The organism is Bacillus shivajii, from assembly GCF_020519665.1.
GTDB classification, from domain to species: domain Bacteria; phylum Bacillota; class Bacilli; order Bacillales; family Salisediminibacteriaceae; genus Bacillus_CA; species Bacillus_CA shivajii.
The window spans coordinates 556,092-574,806 of the sequence record NZ_CP084703.1; the positions used below are offsets into that span (position 1 = coordinate 556,092).

The window sequence follows — 18,715 nt, forward strand, 5'->3', positions numbered from 1 at the left end:
TCTCAGGTATCCCAATTTCTTTACTTTATTCGATTATAAACTGTTTTTTTCTTTAAGTGGGATCCACGTTTTATACCTTGAAGGAATTGGAAAATGAGAACTTCAATTAACATGTTGGGATCCCACTTTGGAGGTGGGATCCCAACAAGCAAAAATGTATCTTTTAAGTAGTAAAAAACAAGTTGCAATTATCCTTTTGATTTACTGCCACCCAAACGTACCATTTATGACATAATTTGTACCAACGTATGAAAGGAAAGTTACCACAAAATGACATGTCATTTACCAGCGCTCAAATAGTAACAGTTTCATGATTTAGATATTCTGAGTATATCGGGTAAAGAAAACTATTCTAAAAACTAATTTGTAAATATTGTTCAGTGTTAACAGCCTTTGAAATAAAGAATTATGTACACTATAACTATTACTTAATTAGTATTATTAGTGTATACACCCCCCCCTTATTATTAAAGGATAATTCACAGTTTTTTTCTCTAGGTGTATACACCCTTAACCCATTGATGTTACTAGAGAAAATGAACTTTTTTTAGATGGGGTGTATACACCTTTAGGAGGGTGTATACACCCCTTGCAAAAAGAATCATTTAAGTAGTAAAAACAAAGTTCGAATTTTATTTTTAAACGATCATTTATCTCGAACTTATACATTTTAATTTAAGTTCATTTAGGAATAAATGTGAGCACTATTACATAATAGACGGTTGATGCGCAATAAACATTCCATATGAATTAAACAATAAATTGGTTGTATATGTTAAAATTTGGTTAGGGTGTAGTGATTTTGTGAAGATTTTCACTTAAACTAACGGGGAGGTTTCTCCAAGAACGAATACTTACAAAGAAGATTTTAAAAAGGAGTGATGGCAATGCCAAAATGGTCTGGAAAGTTAATTTTGTGGGTTATCATTTTTCCAACTGTAATAACACTCGCTTTAATTCTAAAAGACATACAAGAAGAGGGTATTGCTGATATAAGTTTGTATGGAGGTTACTTAATCAATACTTTTCTCTTAGGTTTTTTATTTTTTCAAGTTCATAGACTTATTATTTATTATCAAAAAAATAAATAGTCCATTCTATAAAGTAATAATCGCTAACTATTAATATGTGAATCACACTAACGGGGAGAAGAATTTAATAAGAATAAGGGGGATTATTTTGGTAATTAAAATACTTGAACCAGAAGATGCGTTAATTTATAGAGAAATACGATTAGAGGCGTTAAAATCAGTGCCTGAAGCATTCAGTTCCAGTTATGAAGAGGAAAAAGAATATTCTCTAGAAACTTTTGAAAATCGTTTAAATTTTGAGCATTTTTTTACATTTGGTGCTTTTGTTGAAGACGAGCTTGCAGGGGTTGTAACTTTAATTTTAGAAACCAAACCCAAGACAAAACATAGAGCTAACGTTGTTGCAATGTATGTTTATCCTGATAAGCGTAAATGTGGTATTGGGAGAATTTTAATGACTGAGGCAATAAAAAAGGCTAAAGATATAAAAGAGATAGAACAAGTCTACTTAACAGTAACATCAAGTAATTTACCTGCAAAAAATCTATACCATTCAATAGGTTTTAAGACATATGGAATAGATAATAGAGGATTAAAAATTGAAGATACATACTTCGATGATGAACTGATGGTTTTAGTTTTATAATCTTTAACCCTTATTTAACAAACTGGGAGCGATAGTGGAATAAGCCGCAACTACTGTTATTCTGCTATCAGGGAGCTTTACTGGAGGTATAGTTTTGGTTAGATTTTTATTTGTTTTCGGACTAATGATATTTGCATTTTGTTTTATTTTCTTTGTAATGAATTTTATAGGGGAATATGATGGAATGACTTTAATTTGGACAGTGTTAGGAATGCTCAATGCAAGTATTGCAATGGGGGTTTCTGAAATTTTAAGTGTTGTGAGAAGTAAAGAATAAATACTATGTGAACTATTGTACTTAAACAAACGGGAAGCGTTAGTAAAATTTCGAGTTGCAATGTTGCAGCTCATTTTTTGTGCCAGTCATCTGGAAAATGATGTTAAACTAAAGGGGAGTTTAGTAAAAATCAGGGATAGTTAAATATTCGGCTATTCTTTTAATCTGAAAAGGAAAGGGTTGATATAGTAATGGGTTGGGTACAAAAAGTTTTTCAAACTACAAAGGATTATTCAATATGGGATTTTGCATTATTAAAATTATGTCTCGTTTCTATGGGGATTTTAGCAGGTGTTTATTTATTTCAATTTTTTACTTCTGCAATTTCATTTATCTGGGTAATTTTTATTTTTTCATATATTTTGATTATGTATAAAACGTTCATTAAATTACCTAAAAAGTAAATTTCACTAACGGAGAGCATTAGCGGAACAGACTATCGCTGCCGCTGTGTCGCTAACGGGGGAGCAAAATAACTCCTCTTTGGTTAAATTATCGAGAGATTTAAAGAGAGAGTGGTGAATGAATGTTTGGAGTAGTAATTGTTATTATTCTATCGTTATGGTCTATCACAAAGACGATTGAAAAGATGACTGATAAAATCATAGAAAAACAGGATAAACAGAATGAGTTATTAGAACAAATTAAATTAAAATTAGAGGAAAATGAAAAGAAATAAAAGTTCAAAAAGTATAACTAACGGAGAGCGTTAGTAAATTTTGAGTTGCAGCTTTGCGGCTTATTTTTTGTGCCAATGAGATGGGAAATAATGTTAAACTAATGGGGAGTTTAGCGTTATATAAAGGCTTGAAAGGTTTGGATTAGTTGGGAGGAGAAATAAATTGAAATTAAAGCTAACATGGGTTGTTGGAATGATTGTCATTACCAACCTCCTTACTTTCGCTTTTGTTAAACTGTATTTTCCTACCACCATAGATAATACTCAATACTTATTGAAAATGAGTGGTCAAGGCGAGGAATGGGAGATAACAGATTATCAACTCGCTTGGCAGGGAGTGGGGGAACAAGGTACTTCTGGAAGTCATTCAGTGACTTTTTTAGGTGAGACAAGTGGATTAAATGGAGAAGTCGAGGTCAAAGTTTATGATTTTTTTGAAGATGGGGAGAAACCACACCATGTGTCCACCTTTAATGCTGACATACTTGAAGATGGACCTGCAAAGCAAGGTGGAGGGGGATTTTATCCTGAAAAACATCTAACTCCCAGTGAAATTGAAAACAGGACCTTTATGGTTATTCAATGGACAACGATAGATGGCAAACAACATGTGGAAACCATCCAGATGGAATTGGATTACGACCCACAAATAATTAGCGATATTCAGTAAACGTTTTAACTAACGGGTGCTTTAGGGTAAGATCCAGCAGATCTTGTTATGTTACTAAGAGGGTGAAGAACATTATAACTTGGTGCTACTTTTATTCTCATAAAGGGAGGGCGGAAGTATGAAAAATGAAAACTCAAATTACATAATAAGATATTCGTTAATAAGTGTTATGGCGATATCCATTTTCTCTTTGTTAATCGTATATAATAATCAGTATAATGCAGAAGCACATATGGCAAAGGCTTTGCCAATAGCGATATTAGCTGGGCTTTCAACCCTAGCAGTAGCAATATATGAGAGAAATAAAAAATAAATTCACTTTGTGAAAGGATGTACTTATTTATGAATTGAAAGGAAGTGTTTATATGAGGAACAAACCAATAAAAATTATATCCATTTTTTTAATTTCTTTATTATCATTAAATGCTATATTTTTACTTTCCCAATGGGTTTCTGGTTACATATTAACTGTTACTAATGTTCCAGATATTGTTGATGCCTATGAACAAGCTGGTACATTGCCAAATGAGGTTACTTTCAGTACGGTTTATAATGTTACATGGTGGAGCAATCCTTTCGTTATATCTTCTCTCATTACTTCTATTCTTCTAACAATTTATATTTATAGAATTAAAAGCAGAGTTAATGCCTAATAGAAAATATTACATTGAAAAGTAATGAACTGAAACTAACGGAGAGCATTAGTTGAAGAAGACATTGAGGAGATCTTAGTTCAGTCTAGAAGGGCTGGGCTAATTTTTTTTGAACAGCAACATAACATATCCGATTAGTTATTGCGCATCAGGAGAATCTTGTGCAACTAACGGGAGATTAGTTTAATAAGAATTTTTTCTATTAATGTTAAAAAATCAATAAAAAAGGAAAATGGCGTGTAAAATCTGTTGTCAGATTGCGCGCCATTCTTAATGTCGTTTACACAGACAAGCCCATACTTTTGTATGGACTTTTCTTAGATTATGGTAGTATATCCACCTCTGACTCATACAAATTATCCTCAAGTGAGTGATCAACTTTGTATATATCCGAATCATAAAGCGCTCTGTACATATTATTATCTGAATTAAATTCGGGAATTGAAAAATGTTGGTCATCAAGGCACGTTACGTATGCTCTTATAAAACCGTTGAAATACTCGTCGCCTACATTCTGATAGCACAATAAATAATCAAGTCCTTTGATGGTAATTAAGTTGTATGTGAATTCTCTTTGGTCCTTGTTCAAGACCTTGGTGCTAGCTTTAATATGATAATCACTTAATTTGATTGTCTTTAATTCATCTATTGATTCTATATTAAGCTTAAGTAAATTAGAAAAACCCTTATTAATGTATTTTTCTAAGTCCTCTTTGATAATGTTGTTAATCATACTCTTCACTCCCCATGTAATAATGTATTCCTAACCTCAAATGTACACTAATATTAATGTATATATCAACTAAGAGGGTCAATTTTTATGGTATATTATAGGAGATGAGTACCATACAAACACTTCTCGTAAAAGCATTGTTCTAAGCGGTGGAAAAGACTAAACTATGGAAACTTTAGTCGGAGAGAGAATGGAGGGTATTTGTTTTTCTATTTTATATGCATTCAAACAGTAAAGATTTTATGAAAAAGGGAGTAGATTGTTAGTATATGAAATATTCTATTACTCCAGGACACCTGGTATACGTGATTACCTTTGGTAAAGTAGAAACAGGGAGGGTTTTAAACAAAGTTCATGATAAATTTTTTTTAGTTGATATTCCAACATCTAAAAGGAAAATAGAGGCTAAGTATGGAGTTGACATGTTTCTTACGGAGAAGAAAGCGGAAGAGAGATTGGCTGTTATCGTGAAGAAACATACTAACAAGGCTCAGGTGAGGCAAAGCAATGAAAATAGTAAACAATTTGAAGTTAGTTGTCATACAAAAAGAAAATGTATGTATTGTCATAAGCCTGTTTCACCCTTATCTGGTAGTTTAACTTGTTATTCTTGTAGAAATACCCAGTTTAATGTTTATGAGTAATAGGCTATTATGCTCAAGTTTATGAAGGTTTTTGATTGACTTTGTTGAACTATTAATTAAGAGGTCACTCACCAACCGCTCACTTCTAATCTCTTAGAGATTGGAGGTGGTCAATATGGCAAAACGTCGTGGAAAGTGTAGTTGCAGCCCTCGCCGTCGTGGCCCTATGACCGTTACTGTTAGCTCTTATAGAAGAGCTGATGGAACGAAAGTCAGTAGTCACCGCCGCCATAAACCAGCATAGTATTTGATGAAACGTCATTTCTATCAGAAGCGAAGTTGGTGTTTGTGCCCTCTTCTAATTTTAAAAAAATAAAATTAACAGAAGAGTTATGAACTACTAATATTGGAAACATAATGACTTGAAGGAATATATAGAGTTGTAAATATTACCGAATAGATGCAATGCATTGAATTGAAATATATTCAACCTCATTTTCATTGACAACATGAAGCTTTTTTAAGACATGGTCTACAAAATGTACTTGACCATCAAACTCCACATTAAAGCCATCTTTCCAATATTCAAAAGTTAATGTCAAATTGTATTCCACTGCTTCTGCAATTTGAAACTCATATTCTTCAATTTGTTGAGGATCCAATTTTGGCTTTTGACATTTTAACATCTCATGCTGCTTTTCTTTAAGCATTGAAACATGCTCTGGTAACATCATAGCTGTCCACTTTATATTTCCGCGATCACGGTTATCCTTTAAGTTCATGAAAATCACGCTCCTTTAATAAGGATAACAAATCTTGTTGAAAAATCAAGAACATACGTTCGTTTTTTTGGCGGTGTTATCCATTAATAATTAAATTGTTTAGGTCGCATTTCATCAAAACCAGATAGTATCGTTTGTAAACTAAATCTTAGTCTAACTAATTGATAATTTTATATAAGATCACTTTGTGAAGTGTTTAACAAATTTGATATAAGGTGAATCATATCTTTTTTTCAAATAGACTTGAAAAATTGAGAGACAATGGTAAAATTGATTTATATTCCAATTATCTTATTTTAGTCTGTGTACATTTCCTCACTTAGTGAGAGCTAAATGAAGGCAGACAGATAAATAGGCTCTAGGTGAGCAAGTAGGGACGTATACTTTCCGATCGTAAGCTCGGTCTGCAGAAAGAGAACGTTCAAAGAACCAAAAGTATGCTATAATCTAAAATTATTAAATCAACGCGTAAGGCGTATCGAAAATCACTAATGAACGTAGTGAGGATCGGTGCGCCTTTTTTGTGTTTTAAACCAGAGAATGCAGAGGAGGATTTTAAAATGATATTTAAAAGAATAGCCAAAATGATTAAACGGACAGAAGGTCAAAAATTAGTGGTAAAAGAAAAATTGAAATGGAGGAAACAGTATCGTTTTCAAACTTCAGCGAGTCCCTTATCTCGCAATCCAGTAAATATGCTTCAAAATAAGGGAGCTGGCGAGCTAATACGAAGAGTCATAGATATGGCGACACCAAATAAAGGTGGGAAACAAGTTGGTAAAGTCGATCATGTGAGGGAGGTCGTAGCCCTTCATAAGGAAAAGGAGAAATCTACGATGCACTCACCAAGATGGTGGCACGTATATGACGTGTAAGTAATTTGTGCATTAGGCATAGCCGAGAGGCATCCGCTAAGCGGGATTCTTATGCCGTTTGCTGCTTAACTAATAAATAAAATTGAACGCAACATGTTTTTGTTTTGGTCTAAGTACAAAGAGTGAGACAACGTAGGGAGGAAAAAGCCGATCCCTGATATGAAGCGTTTCTTAAAGTGCTTAGATATGAAATAGACATGAAATTCGACCCTTTGCCAATGGGATACCTATGTACAAATTAAGGAAGGTGAAAAAATGGATAAAAGAAGCTGGTATATGACTGAAAAACAAAAAAGTGTTTTTGATAATTTATGGAGGCAAGCTGAAAAAGTATTTGATTGGAGAACACATTATCAAGGTAAGCGAGGGACAGAGAGGTACCGTGCTGGTGTACGTGTGTTTTGTAAGCATCTTGCGATAGAATATTCTTCTAAGAACTTTAAAAATATTAGTGATAAGCATCTAGAGTCCTTTGTTAAAGCATCGATAGAGTCAGGAATCACAGCAACTACGATAAAAACGGATATTTCAAGTATTAAAAAACTACATTCAATGTTGCCGAAAAAGCGGTATCCGAAGTTGTCTGGAGATTATTCTCTCGTAGGTGCTGAAAAAAGAAAAATGGGTGGAGTTGATCGTGCTTGGTCAAATGATGAAGTACAGCATGCCTTATCGATAGCAAGAGAAATGGGTAGAACAGATATTGATTGGGCTATTCGTTTCGGTAGATTACTTGGGTTAAGGATAGAAGAAACAACAGCGGTGACCAGGACTCAAGTACGGGATGCTATGAAGAAAGAGTATTTAGCTTTGAGTAATACTAAAGGTGGAATTCCTAGAGATGCCCCAATTAATCCGGCTGCAAAACGATTGATTGCGGAGATCTTGAAAGTCGAGACAAATGAAAAAATCTTTTTGAGGCATGGCAGAACACACAAGCAAGCGATGAAATCTATTCAAAATTGGATTAGCAATTATCGGACATTCTTTACCGATGATGAAAAGGATGACAAAAAGCCTTTGCATTTTCATGGGCTGAGACATTCTTATGCTAGGTGGCAATATAAACTACGTATCGATAATGGTATGAAAAAGAAGAAAGCAAGAAAAGAGGTTGCAGAGCTCCTAGGGCACGGTCGTGATCAAGTAACAAAAATTTATCTAGCGGAAGAGGATAATGAAGAGGGGGTTAATAAAAGGTCGTAAATTTAAAAGTGTCATACACTTACTCTCAAATATCCGGTTAAATTGTTCAGGGGGCATACAGGGTGAAAGGGTGTATGCCCCTACCTATTTTCTTCAATAGTACTGGTCACTTATATAGTATCTATTCATACAAGTAATCTGTTTAAACGGTCGTTTATATATAAATTGAAGACGAATTAAGCATTGTTTGAACCGTTATCTTCATTATCGTTTGTAATAATTGGTCCTGTATACCCTTCGACTAATGAGTCCGTGAACTTAACCTCTGCTCCTTGATCAATTAACATTTTAACGAACGCATTCTGTGATTGCTTATTAATACTCTGCTTACATTTATTTGTACTAGTTTTGTTTTTAGTCATATGAATCACCTACCTGTTATATTATTATACTTTAGTCAGTGGTGGTGTTTTTTCTTTTGATGCTTTTCCATTCCTAAGATTTTGGAAAACTAGCTGGTGACATTCTGTTAGGAGTTCGTAATCTGAAGAAGATAAATGGTGCATGTGTGCAATTTTATTTCGAACATTTGTTAATCTGTATAATTTCTTTCGCTGGGATAATGAGAAAAATTTATCAAGAGGGGGATACTTCCCATAGTAGACGATGAGGTCATGAAAGTAGACCTTTTCGAAGCGTTTTTTGTCTTTTAGGACAATTGGCCAATGATTCCCGTAAGTTTTGGATAACGTTTGACTTACGTGATCCTTTAAAGAGGTTTCGATTTCATAGAGTAATTCATACGCAGATGTCATACGTTTAATTTCACTATTTGCCATAATAGAGGCTCCTTTCGAAGATAATTTTGAGGTAACTTTATAAGGGGAGTGTTTCTAATATTGATATTAATAAAATAATCCGATAATTTCAACTGTTTTATAAAATTTTTGTTTGTGACGATGGTAATTATGATAACTTTTAATACAAAAAAATTATATCATGTATACTTTGAAATAGGTCATGAGCAGAGTACCTGCCGTTTGTATGTTTTCTCTACTTTTCCACAAAATTTTCACTTTTAAAATTGTTATCCGTCTTGTGGATAACAATATTTTCCACCTTGTGCTGTATTTGTTGTCAGTCAGAAGGACAAAAATTACTATTCATTATTAATTGTAATTTGTTGAGGTAAATATATATTGAATTGGAAACATGGGGGTATACGAATATATATGATTTAGAGGCATAAATAAAATATGGAAAATAAAAATGTATGGATTTTCATAGCGGAAATTACATACTTTTTTGTTGATTTTGCTGTAATTTAACTTGTGAAATCCTTAGTAAGAAAAAAACAAATTGGATAATTATGTTAAAATGGATGGAGCGAATATATAGGTGTTGTGAAATAATGCACTTAAAGAAAAGGGAGTTTAGGAAAAGAGTACTAATGAAGAATGGGGGGAGAACAATTGAAACAAAGACGGTTTCATTTTAACAAAAAAGTCATTTTAACTGTAATTATAACTTTATTAATGCTGTATGTTTCTCTCGCACTTATTGAAACAAAAAGTATAAGTTTTTCTTCAGTAGAGGAAGCGTTTGATAATTTGCTTGTTCTAGAAAACATCAAACAAGATGATATTGTTGATAAAACGATTAGCAAAAATGACAATTATGCAGTAATTTTATTTGATGCTGGGAACCGTTTCGCATTCGCCCTATTTGAAGAAAATTCTTTTGGTTGGAGGATGGGTTCATATTCTACTTCTACCGGAGACAATTCAAACAGCATTTCAAGGACCTCAAGTCTTATTACAGGGTGGATACCAGATGAGTATGCATTTGATACAGAAAAGGTCTTACTTAATGATAATGAAGCAATGATTTTAGAACTTGATAATAATAATCGATCTTGGGTATTTATTGACACTGAAAACGAAATTCAAACTGATGATCTAAATATCCGTTTTATAGACATAGCAGGTAATGTAGTTAACACCAATGATAATTATTGAGGATACAGCTAAAGGAAAGTTTAGTGGAGTTGTGGAAATAATGCTTTTAACAAGTGAAGTGTTAAATAGGAGGGGAGATTTTTGCAGTGGTGGAAAAAGGATATTATTCGATTTTTTGAAGTACTTTTCTTTCTAATAATTGGTTTTTTTCTTTCAAGAAGTACTCTAAAAAATACTTATGAGAGCTCTGGAATTGAATATATTGGAAATACGTGGATTAACTGGTTCGGATTATCATATCTACTATTCGTACTCTATTCCTTGGTATTTGGCCTTTTAATAAAAAAGACCAAATACTTCAGGCAACGACTTACATCAGTACTTTTTTGGCTTGTTTTTTTAGGAGCAATCTATATAGTTTTTATACCCTTTGACAAAGGTTACAACCCCTTTTAATTAAAGAGCGATAGCGGAACAAATTCTCGCTGCTCTACTGTTTTTGTTTATTTATTACTGAACTTTTTAATTGCTGGGAGAGAAATAAAGTGATAATTAGTTAACGAAAGATGATATTGAGTATTGAATCCAATGATGACTCTACTATTCAGGTCACTGAGAGTGACCATAAATTAGTTGGATTCTTAGTAGCTATGGGCGGTAATGAGAGAAGAAATAAACATTCTGCTAACATTGTTGTTGGAATTTAAAGAATTACAGAGGATAGGGAGTAGCTGTAGGAACAAAGTTTTTAATGAATTGGAATAATGGGCATTTAACCAGGATATACATCGTTTAGAGTTGACGGTTGTGACTTGGTCTACGATAAACGATTTTGCACCTCACAAGTGAATCTACTATGAACACCAACCATATTTTTTAATGTGTGTAGCACATGCACCATTACCTCATATTGCCCGCCATAAATATATTAATGATGATCCTTAATGATCTTTTGATTATCTACTTTGAAAAATAGCACTAAACCTCATTAAAATGAAAGTATCAAAAATCCCTTTATATCAGTCTTTTCTACACTTCATGGATCAAAGTAAAACCAGTCAAATTTAAGAGCGTAAAAAATACTGTATTACTAGAGGATTATAGCTTTTTCTCTAATACTCAAAAAGAGGTATTAAGGGGTTAATCTATATTAATACAAATTGTTAGGAATGATTAGATGAAATCCTTTTATGAAAAATACCCTGATTTATTGAAATATTGGAATTACAGAAAAAATAATCCACTAAAACCTGAAGATGTACCTTATGGATCCAGTCAAGAAGTTTGGTGGATTTGTAACAGGGGGCATGATTTTAAAAAAAGAGTTTATTCAATAAAAACCTCTAAATGCCCATATTGTTCAAACCAGAAAGTTTGTTATGAAAATAGTTTGGCTAGGAATAAACCGGAAATAGCAAAGCAATGGCATCCTTCGAAAAACAAAATGAACCCTTTTGGTGTAACTAGTGGTTCGGGCAGTGAAGCTTGGTGGATATGTGAAAAGAAACATGAATTCAAAATGGTAATTAAAGATAAGAAATTGAATAGTTGTCCTGTATGTAATAACAAAATAGTTGTTTATGAGGATTCCCTAGAAGTCAAAAAGCCCGATATAGCAAAGCAGTGGCATCCAACAAAGAATAAAAAACTGCCTTCTGAAGTCTCAGCAAATTACACAAAGAATTGCTGGTGGATATGTATATCAGGTCATGAATTTAAACAATCACCTAAAAATAGAACCAACTTATATCTAGGTTGCAGACAGTGTTCCAGTCAATTTAAAACTTCATTTAATGAGCAAGCAATATTTTATTATGTGAAGCAGCACTTTAGGGATGCTGAAAATAGATATAAATTTAATCAAATAGAGATTGATGTTTTCATTCCTTCACTTCAGTTAGGGATTGAGTATGATGGTTATTACCATATAAAAAACAAAGTAAAAGATATTGAAAAGAACAATAAATTAAAACTATCGGATATTATTTTATGGAGGTTCAGGGGGCATGAGTTACAAGGAGTTGATGTAGGTAATATATGTTATCAACTAAAAAACAATTCTACTGATGAATTAAATAAGAAATTAAAATTATTAATGGCAGATCTTTTTAATTATGCTAATGTTAATCATATAACGCTCGATATCGATGTCAGAAGAGATTCAATAAAAATACAGCAACAGTACATTAGCCAAATACTAGAGAATAATTTTTTGAGTATAAAGCCTCATTTAGAAGAAGAATGGGATACTGAAAATAATGGTCTACTTAGGCCACGTTACTTTCCTTATGGAAGTAACAATAAAGCTTGGTGGATATGTGTAGTGTGTAAAGAGAGGTGGCAATCAACTATTGTAAATCGAGTTAAAGGAAATGGTTGCCCGTATTGTTCAAATAAAAAAGTGACTTATATGAATTCACTCGGTTATAATCATCCTGAATTAATTAAACAGTGGGATAACGAAAAAAATAAAAAAACAATATTTAATTATGTTCCAGGTTCAAACCATAAAGCCTGGTGGATATGTGAAAAGGGGCATAGTTACCAACAACAGATATGTAAAAAAATAAAGACCCCTACCTGTAGAGAATGCTTTAAAATAGAAAATAGTTTGGCTGCAAAGTTCCCTAACATACTAAGAATGTGGGACTATGGTAAAAATGATTTATCACCCTATATTGTTTCATATGGAAGTGGGAAAAAAGCCTGGTGGAAATGCGATCAAGGGCATTTTTGGGAAGAAAGAATTTGTAAAATAACCTTATCTAAACAAAGATGTCCATATTGTAGTAATAGAAGAATTTTAAAAGAAAATAGTTTAGCTGCAAATAATCCAAGATTAACAATGGAGTGGGATTTGGAGGGCAATATTAAATCCCCCTTAGAAGTAAGCCCTAGGTCTTCTTATACTGCCACTTGGAAGTGCTTAAAATGTTCCTATAGATATAGTGCAAGAGTTGATCAGAGAAATAAGAAAAAGGGTAGTGGCTGTCCTAGGTGTTCTGGAAGGGTACCAAAGAAATATAACTTGCTAATAAATTCTCTGCCAGAGTTAATAAAGCATTGGGATTATAAAAAAAATAAAAAAGTAGACATTTTGAAAATCTCTATTCATTCTCAACAGAAAGTATTTTGGAAATGTAATATCTGTGGAAACGAAGAATACACAGCTATAAGAAACAAAGTTCGTAGAAAATCACCGTGTAATCTTTGCGAAAAGTAAATAATTTTTATAGTTTTAATAGCTAATGTAAGAGAAGAGTACTACTCATGGCATGAACACAACTGGGGATGAGAATGAATAATTAATTTAGCGAATATTGTGATTTCATTAACGTACTATTTGAATTAAGATGTAATCGTATGAATGAAAAAGTTACTTTACAAATGGTGAAATATTACTTGATTTCAGATTAAAGGTACTAAAAAGGTACTGCTCCCCTAAAAAAAGTAGTATATTTTAGTGTTAAATGTTACATTGTTGGAATATAAAAACCTTGATTTAACGCACGTTTAAGCTACTTTGAATAAGATGTTACTACCTGGGGACAGATGGGCGGCATGATGTAATCTGCCCCTTAAACCCTTGATATAATGGGATTTTTAAGTAAGGTGAGAGTGAAATGATCACATTTTGCTAACATATATAAAGGAGCTTTTCATAAGTTGACGAAACTTGTGAGAAGCTTCTTTTTCATTTTTTGTGACAAAAGGGGATATATTTTTGGTGAATTGAACATCGGAATGGCCAAGTCGGTCCATATTTTGTGGAAGCCCTACACCGGCTTCTGCTAAGAGTGATGTATGGTGTGTCTTAGTGAATGTGGTGTTAACTCGTGATTCAGTCCTGAAACCTTTAATAGTCTTGCCATTTTATTTTGAACAGTCTTAATGACTATTGGATAGCCATGTTGTCGTTTCATTCATTGACGGGAAGGGTTAAATTTATACTATTTACTTTTCGTGTCTGAATCTAGATTTATCTGTAACTGATAGGAGAGGTCACTTTCTGTGTTACGTTCTCTTGGTACAATAACGATCTTTGATTCAATTGCTGGTACTTCTAACTCGTTTAGTAGCTGAATCAGATTTTGCACCGTTATCACCCCCTTGCCTAACATAGTAATGAACAAACCTTTCGATAATGTACTTCGAAACCCTCGCCTCTTTACATTTGTCTAGCAACCTATCAATCATGCCTTCATTTAGTTCTCGTTTCTTACTTTTATCCTCTGTCATTTGAACGCGGTCTTCGCTTGTTTTGTTACATTATTAAATTTTTATGAACTAACCGGTTAATCGAAAATCATTATATCTTGGGATTTTTATATTTGAAGAGTAAATGGGAAATTTTTTGGAGGTTTGAAAGTTAATTAGAAATAACAAAAGGAAGAGGTGTTGTTTACACCTCTTCCTTGATTGACATACAAGTTGCACTAACAACTTGGTTTAAGTATGGACAGAATAAACAGGGCTTATTCAAACGTATTTGTCAAAACAAGATTTACATTGACAATATTCACCAATGATTTCAAAATAGAGTAAACACCAATCTTTTTCTTTGAAATAGAATCAAGGGAATATATAATTAAACATTACGAAAATCAGAGGTTCGATGTGACTTTGTCGATAATTCGTTTAATTTGTATGATACTTTAATATTATAGTAGATACAATTGATGAGAAATCCAGTAATAACAGGATATTTATAGAGGGAGGTTGCAATGAGTAGGGAAGCTGATCATACAATAAAGGGATTTTTATATCAGTTCAACAAAACATTAAATGTAATTTTGAAAAGTGGTTATAAAGAAGCTATACAAATAGAGGGAATTATAGAAGATATAGATGTAAAAGACTCTAACTTTACTAGCGCAATACAGTGCAAATACCACGAGTCTAAAAAACAATTTAATTTATCTGATATATATAAACCGGTTCTTCAAATGATGTGTCATTTTTTGGAAAATGAAAATCCTAACATTAAATATATTCTATATGCGTATTTTCCTAATGAAAGAATTGGAATTAAAAAGATCACAAAAAAACAACTTGAGGAAATTATTACAACAACTAACTTTGATTATATTAATAAATACATATCTAAAATTAAGCCTCCAAAGGATCAAAAAATCCAAGACTTATTAAAAAAGCCTAGTAAAACTTCTGAGGAAAAAGCTCAAATAAAGGAATATTACAGAATAAATAAACTTGAATTAGTTGTTGATATAGATGATTTTTTAAAGAACCACTTTGTTTTTGAAATTGGTGATTCTTATGAAAATTTAACTGAAGAATCCAAGGGGTTATTACAAGTAGAAGGATTCTCAACTGATGATGTTAATGATTTATTTTATCCTAATGCTATTCAATATATTGCCGAATTTAGTATTTTACCAGAAGCAGGTAAAAGGATAACGAACAAAGACAAATTAATAGGTTTCTTAAATAAGAACAAAAAAACAGCTATGAGTCGATGGACAAGTGAACTATTATCTCGTAAGGAACTATTAAAGATAAAAAGGAAACAATTAATGCCGTCATTAAATGCTAATTCTAGATTACGGTATTTCTTAATTGACCCGAATTCAATTGAAGATTTTGATGATGAATTTATTCTTTTCGTTAAAGACTATCTTGAATATTATAACTCCAAAATTAAATTACATACGGAAACTCCATGCTTTTTTATAAAGACAGATAAAAATAGATTGTCAGAATATCACAAAAGGTTTGTGTTAAGAGATATTTCTATAATTACTGGCTATATTGGTGACACATTTTACTTTAAGGAATTCGCAAAAGAACCTAAAAGAATTGTTAAAGATAACTGGGTAGAATTTAAAGCTAAGGTAACTTGCTTTTCAGATGAAGTAAACCAATATATTAATATGAATAAGTGCGATGATTTATTTGTTTTAGGAGAAATAGATATCAGTTTAATAGATACAGTAGATGTAAACGTATCGCGTATAGATATTAATAATTTAAAGGAATTGAAATATTTATTATCAATTATAAAGGAGATATGATATGGATAAAAAAATAGGAAGTGTCGTAGAAAGTTCTCCTCAATCTATATTGGTGAAAATCGATAATTTGAAGGTTTTTGAAAGCGCTAAATCGGAATTACAGATAGGTAAGTATGTTAAAATTCAAGAGGGCAACCATAACTTTGTACTATGTGTTATTCAAAATATTAAGATTGCAACAGAAAAGGATGAAGATGTATTTATTCTTACTGTACAACCAATAGGAATATTTAAAGGGGAAGAATTTTATCAGGGTAACCCCTCCCTCCCCTCCCCAACCGAACCAGTATTTTTAGTTGAAAATAACATACTAGGTAAAATATTCAATAGTAAAGATAATAAAATGTTTCATCTAGGAAAATTGGCTCAAAACGATAAGATTGATTTCACGTTGGATGGAGATAAATTTTTTAGTAAGCATGTTGCTGTTGTAGGTTCAACAGGATCCGGAAAGTCTTGTTCTGTAGCAAAAATTTTACAAAACGTTGTAGGTATTAATGAAGCAAAAAATATAAATAAAGACAAGAAAAAGAACTCTCATATAATCATTTTTGACATACATTCAGAATATAGATCAGCATTTGAAATTGGTAAGAACGAAAATTTTGACTTGAATTATTTAGATGTAGAAAAATTAAAACTACCATATTGGTTAATGAACTCTGAAGAATTAGAATCTTTATTTATAGAAAGTAATGAACAAAATTCTCATAATCAAGTGTCTCAATTTAAACGAGCAGTAATTTTAAATAAAGAGAAATATAATCCTAAATTTAAAAAAGTTACATATGATTCACCAATTTATTTTAATATTAATGAAGTATTTAATTATATTTATAATTTAAATGAGGAAGTTATCAACAAAATAGAGGGAGAACAACATCTTCCAAAGTTGAGCAATGGTGAGCTTGTTGAGGACCGAAGTTTATATTTTGAACGTAAATTGGAATTCACTACTTCTAATAATACAAAAGCTACTAAAGCATCTAATGGTTCATTTAACGGTGAATTTAACAGATTTTTATCTAGATTTGAAACAAAAGTAAATGATAAGCGCTTAGATTTTCTATTACTAAATCAAGACATCGAAGAAAATTCTAAATATAGGACTGAACATTTTGAAGAAATATTAAAACAATTTATGGGATATTTAGATAAATCAAATGTTACAATTATTGACTTAAGTGGTATTCCATTTGAAGTTTTGAGTACCACCGTTAGCTTAATATCACGTATTATTTTTGATTTTGCATTTCATTATTCTAAACTACAACATGAACAGAAAGAACACAATAATATACCATTTATGGTTGTTTGTGAGGAGGCGCATAATTATATTCCTCGAACAGGAGGAAATGACTATAAGGCAGCAAGAAAGTCAATTGAAAGAATTGCTAAAGAGGGTAGAAAGTATGGTTTGAGCTTAATGGTTGTTAGTCAAAGGCCTTCAGAAGTTTCAGACACAATACTAGCGCAGTGTAATAATTTTATAAATTTACGGTTAACAAATATTAATGATCAAAGTTATATCAAAAATTTATTGCCGGATAATTCTCGGTCTATATCTGAGGTGTTGCCAACTCTTTCTGCTGGAGAATGTTTGGTTGTTGGCGATTCTACCCCAATACCAAGTATTGTTAAATTGGAATTGCCAAATCCTGAACCAAGATCACAAAGTATTAAATTTCATAAAGAGTGGTTAGAAGAATGGAAAACTCCTTCTTTTAACAATGTTATAATGAGGTGGAGGAAAGAAAGTATATAATATCCTATCTTTTCATTGTTCTTAAAATATATTAAATAGCATCGTGGGTGTCAAAATAACTCCTATGCTCATTCTGCTACTTTAAATTAGGACCGATAAAATTATACTCTTTTATCCTGTTATGTGTAAGTGAAGTTATTTTTTAGATAATAAATCAACGATGTTGCTCACATTTTTGCTCACGGAGTTCATTAAAAACGGTCAATTCACTTTAAAGATGTTACAGACAAAATTTAACAAAACCTTGATATAACGCACTCTACGCACACAGCGTGTAAGATATTACACACTCTCACCTTAGGGGCGGCATGATGTAATCTGCCCCTGAAACCCTTGATATAATAGGATTTTGTAGTGATTTGCTAACAAAATGCTAACATCAAGTATATGAAAGAGGCTTCTCATTAGTTGATTAAACTGCTGAGAAGTCTTTTTCATTTTGCTTACATAATTCACATTCCACTATTGTTCATAGTTATTCATCGTTTTAAAAAAGCAAAAAAGCACCACTAACAAACTTTTGAAGAAAAGATATCTCCAAAAGTTTTTGTTAGGCGGTGCTTCCGGTGTTTATGGCATTTAAAAAATGTATCTTTTAGCAAATAAGCGTATGCACAAATTCATGAATAAACACAGCTTTATACGGAGAGATGGTCATGATAGGCTACTACGCCTGGCAAGCTATATACTTGCCGTGTTGCCTGATTTGATGACCATAGAGGCTCCGTGTCAAGCTCATAGCGTATGGATGAAAATTCAGGTGTTTGTATAACCTTAATTGCCATTTCATACAAAAATTAAATGCCAAATACAGGCCAGTACCTTGAAGACTTGAATTCGAGGTAATTTCATAATAGAGCTAAATTAATTTTGGGCTAAAGAAA

At 32.2% G+C, this 18,715-nt stretch carries 19 protein-coding genes; 14 read left to right on the forward strand and 5 right to left on the reverse strand.

Going from position 1 to position 18,715, the window contains the following annotated elements:
- The first annotated feature begins 887 nt into the window (after nucleotides 1-887).
- From LGQ02_RS02775 to LGQ02_RS02800, 6 genes are all read left to right on the forward strand, one after another.
- Nucleotides 888-1,091 (forward strand): hypothetical protein, encoded by a 204-nt coding sequence (locus LGQ02_RS02775; RefSeq protein WP_226516718.1) that lies wholly within the window; start codon nucleotides 888-890, stop codon nucleotides 1,089-1,091.
- Nucleotides 1,092-1,179: 88 nt separating this feature from the next.
- Nucleotides 1,180-1,677, forward strand: a complete 498-nt coding sequence (locus LGQ02_RS02780) for a GNAT family N-acetyltransferase (RefSeq protein WP_226516719.1) — start codon at nucleotides 1,180-1,182, stop codon at nucleotides 1,675-1,677.
- Between the two features lie 803 nt (nucleotides 1,678-2,480).
- Nucleotides 2,481-2,633: a hypothetical protein gene (locus LGQ02_RS02785; RefSeq protein WP_226516720.1), complete on the forward strand. Its 153-nt coding sequence runs from the start codon at nucleotides 2,481-2,483 to the stop codon at nucleotides 2,631-2,633.
- Nucleotides 2,634-2,796: 163 nt separating this feature from the next.
- Complete coding sequence (locus LGQ02_RS02790) at nucleotides 2,797-3,303, forward strand: hypothetical protein (protein ID WP_226514488.1); 507 nt, start codon at nucleotides 2,797-2,799, stop codon at nucleotides 3,301-3,303.
- Nucleotides 3,304-3,421: 118 nt separating this feature from the next.
- Nucleotides 3,422-3,616 carry a hypothetical protein gene (locus LGQ02_RS02795; protein WP_226514489.1) on the forward strand — a complete coding sequence of 65 codons (195 nt, stop codon included), beginning with the start codon at nucleotides 3,422-3,424 and terminating at the stop codon, nucleotides 3,614-3,616.
- 52 nt (nucleotides 3,617-3,668) lie between these two features.
- A complete protein-coding gene (locus LGQ02_RS02800) occupies nucleotides 3,669-3,956 on the forward strand; it encodes a hypothetical protein (RefSeq protein WP_226516721.1) in 288 nt (95 codons plus the stop codon).
- A gap of 322 nt (nucleotides 3,957-4,278) precedes the next feature.
- On the opposite strand, the gene LGQ02_RS02805 is transcribed toward LGQ02_RS02800, so the two are convergent.
- Entirely contained in the window at nucleotides 4,279-4,689 is a 411-nt protein-coding gene (locus LGQ02_RS02805) for a hypothetical protein (protein WP_226516722.1), read from the reverse strand.
- Nucleotides 4,690-4,958: 269 nt separating this feature from the next.
- Here LGQ02_RS02805 and LGQ02_RS02810 point away from each other — a divergent pair, with 269 nt between their 5' ends.
- A complete protein-coding gene (locus LGQ02_RS02810) occupies nucleotides 4,959-5,333 on the forward strand; it encodes a hypothetical protein (protein ID WP_226516723.1) in 375 nt (124 codons plus the stop codon).
- A 115-nt stretch (nucleotides 5,334-5,448) separates the two neighbouring features.
- A complete protein-coding gene (locus LGQ02_RS21245) occupies nucleotides 5,449-5,577 on the forward strand; it encodes a hypothetical protein (RefSeq protein ID WP_264184003.1) in 129 nt (42 codons plus the stop codon).
- A gap of 145 nt (nucleotides 5,578-5,722) precedes the next feature.
- On the opposite strand, the gene LGQ02_RS02815 is transcribed toward LGQ02_RS21245, so the two are convergent.
- Nucleotides 5,723-6,055: a YolD-like family protein gene (locus LGQ02_RS02815; RefSeq protein ID WP_226516724.1), complete on the reverse strand. Its 333-nt coding sequence runs from the start codon at nucleotides 6,053-6,055 to the stop codon at nucleotides 5,723-5,725.
- Nucleotides 6,056-6,615: 560 nt separating this feature from the next.
- Here LGQ02_RS02815 and LGQ02_RS02820 point away from each other — a divergent pair.
- Both LGQ02_RS02820 and LGQ02_RS02825 read left to right on the forward strand, forming a co-directional pair.
- A complete protein-coding gene (locus LGQ02_RS02820; protein WP_226516725.1) occupies nucleotides 6,616-6,930 on the forward strand; it encodes a hypothetical protein in 315 nt (104 codons plus the stop codon).
- Nucleotides 6,931-7,185: 255 nt separating this feature from the next.
- Nucleotides 7,186-8,136 carry a tyrosine-type recombinase/integrase gene (locus LGQ02_RS02825; RefSeq protein WP_226516726.1) on the forward strand — a complete coding sequence of 317 codons (951 nt, stop codon included), beginning with the start codon at nucleotides 7,186-7,188 and terminating at the stop codon, nucleotides 8,134-8,136.
- A 176-nt stretch (nucleotides 8,137-8,312) separates the two neighbouring features.
- On the opposite strand, the gene LGQ02_RS02830 is transcribed toward LGQ02_RS02825, so the two are convergent.
- Both LGQ02_RS02830 and LGQ02_RS02835 read right to left on the reverse strand, forming a co-directional pair.
- Nucleotides 8,313-8,498 carry a hypothetical protein gene (locus LGQ02_RS02830; RefSeq protein WP_226516727.1) on the reverse strand — a complete coding sequence of 62 codons (186 nt, stop codon included), beginning with the start codon at nucleotides 8,496-8,498 and terminating at the stop codon, nucleotides 8,313-8,315.
- Nucleotides 8,499-8,522: 24 nt separating this feature from the next.
- The gene (locus LGQ02_RS02835) at nucleotides 8,523-8,915 is read right to left on the reverse strand and encodes a hypothetical protein (RefSeq protein ID WP_226516728.1); all 393 of its coding nucleotides are present in this window, start codon (nucleotides 8,913-8,915) and stop codon (nucleotides 8,523-8,525) included.
- Between the two features lie 633 nt (nucleotides 8,916-9,548).
- On the opposite strand from LGQ02_RS02835, the gene LGQ02_RS02840 reads away from it, so the two are divergent.
- Nucleotides 9,549-10,094, forward strand: coding sequence for a hypothetical protein (locus LGQ02_RS02840; RefSeq protein ID WP_226516729.1), 546 nt, complete (start codon nucleotides 9,549-9,551; stop codon nucleotides 10,092-10,094).
- Nucleotides 10,095-11,211: 1,117 nt separating this feature from the next.
- Nucleotides 11,212-13,257 carry a zinc-ribbon domain-containing protein gene (locus LGQ02_RS02845; protein WP_226516730.1) on the forward strand — a complete coding sequence of 682 codons (2,046 nt, stop codon included), beginning with the start codon at nucleotides 11,212-11,214 and terminating at the stop codon, nucleotides 13,255-13,257.
- A gap of 727 nt (nucleotides 13,258-13,984) precedes the next feature.
- Here the strand turns inward: LGQ02_RS02845 and LGQ02_RS02850 are convergent.
- Nucleotides 13,985-14,131, reverse strand: a complete 147-nt coding sequence (locus LGQ02_RS02850) for a hypothetical protein (protein WP_226516731.1) — start codon at nucleotides 14,129-14,131, stop codon at nucleotides 13,985-13,987.
- Between the two features lie 627 nt (nucleotides 14,132-14,758).
- Here LGQ02_RS02850 and LGQ02_RS02855 point away from each other — a divergent pair.
- Nucleotides 14,759-16,066, forward strand: coding sequence for a hypothetical protein (locus LGQ02_RS02855; protein WP_226516732.1), 1,308 nt, complete (start codon nucleotides 14,759-14,761; stop codon nucleotides 16,064-16,066).
- Between the two features lies 1 nt (nucleotide 16,067).
- A complete protein-coding gene (locus LGQ02_RS02860) occupies nucleotides 16,068-17,831 on the forward strand; it encodes an ATP-binding protein (protein WP_226516733.1) in 1,764 nt (587 codons plus the stop codon).
- Nucleotides 17,832-18,715: the final 884 nt, after the last annotated feature.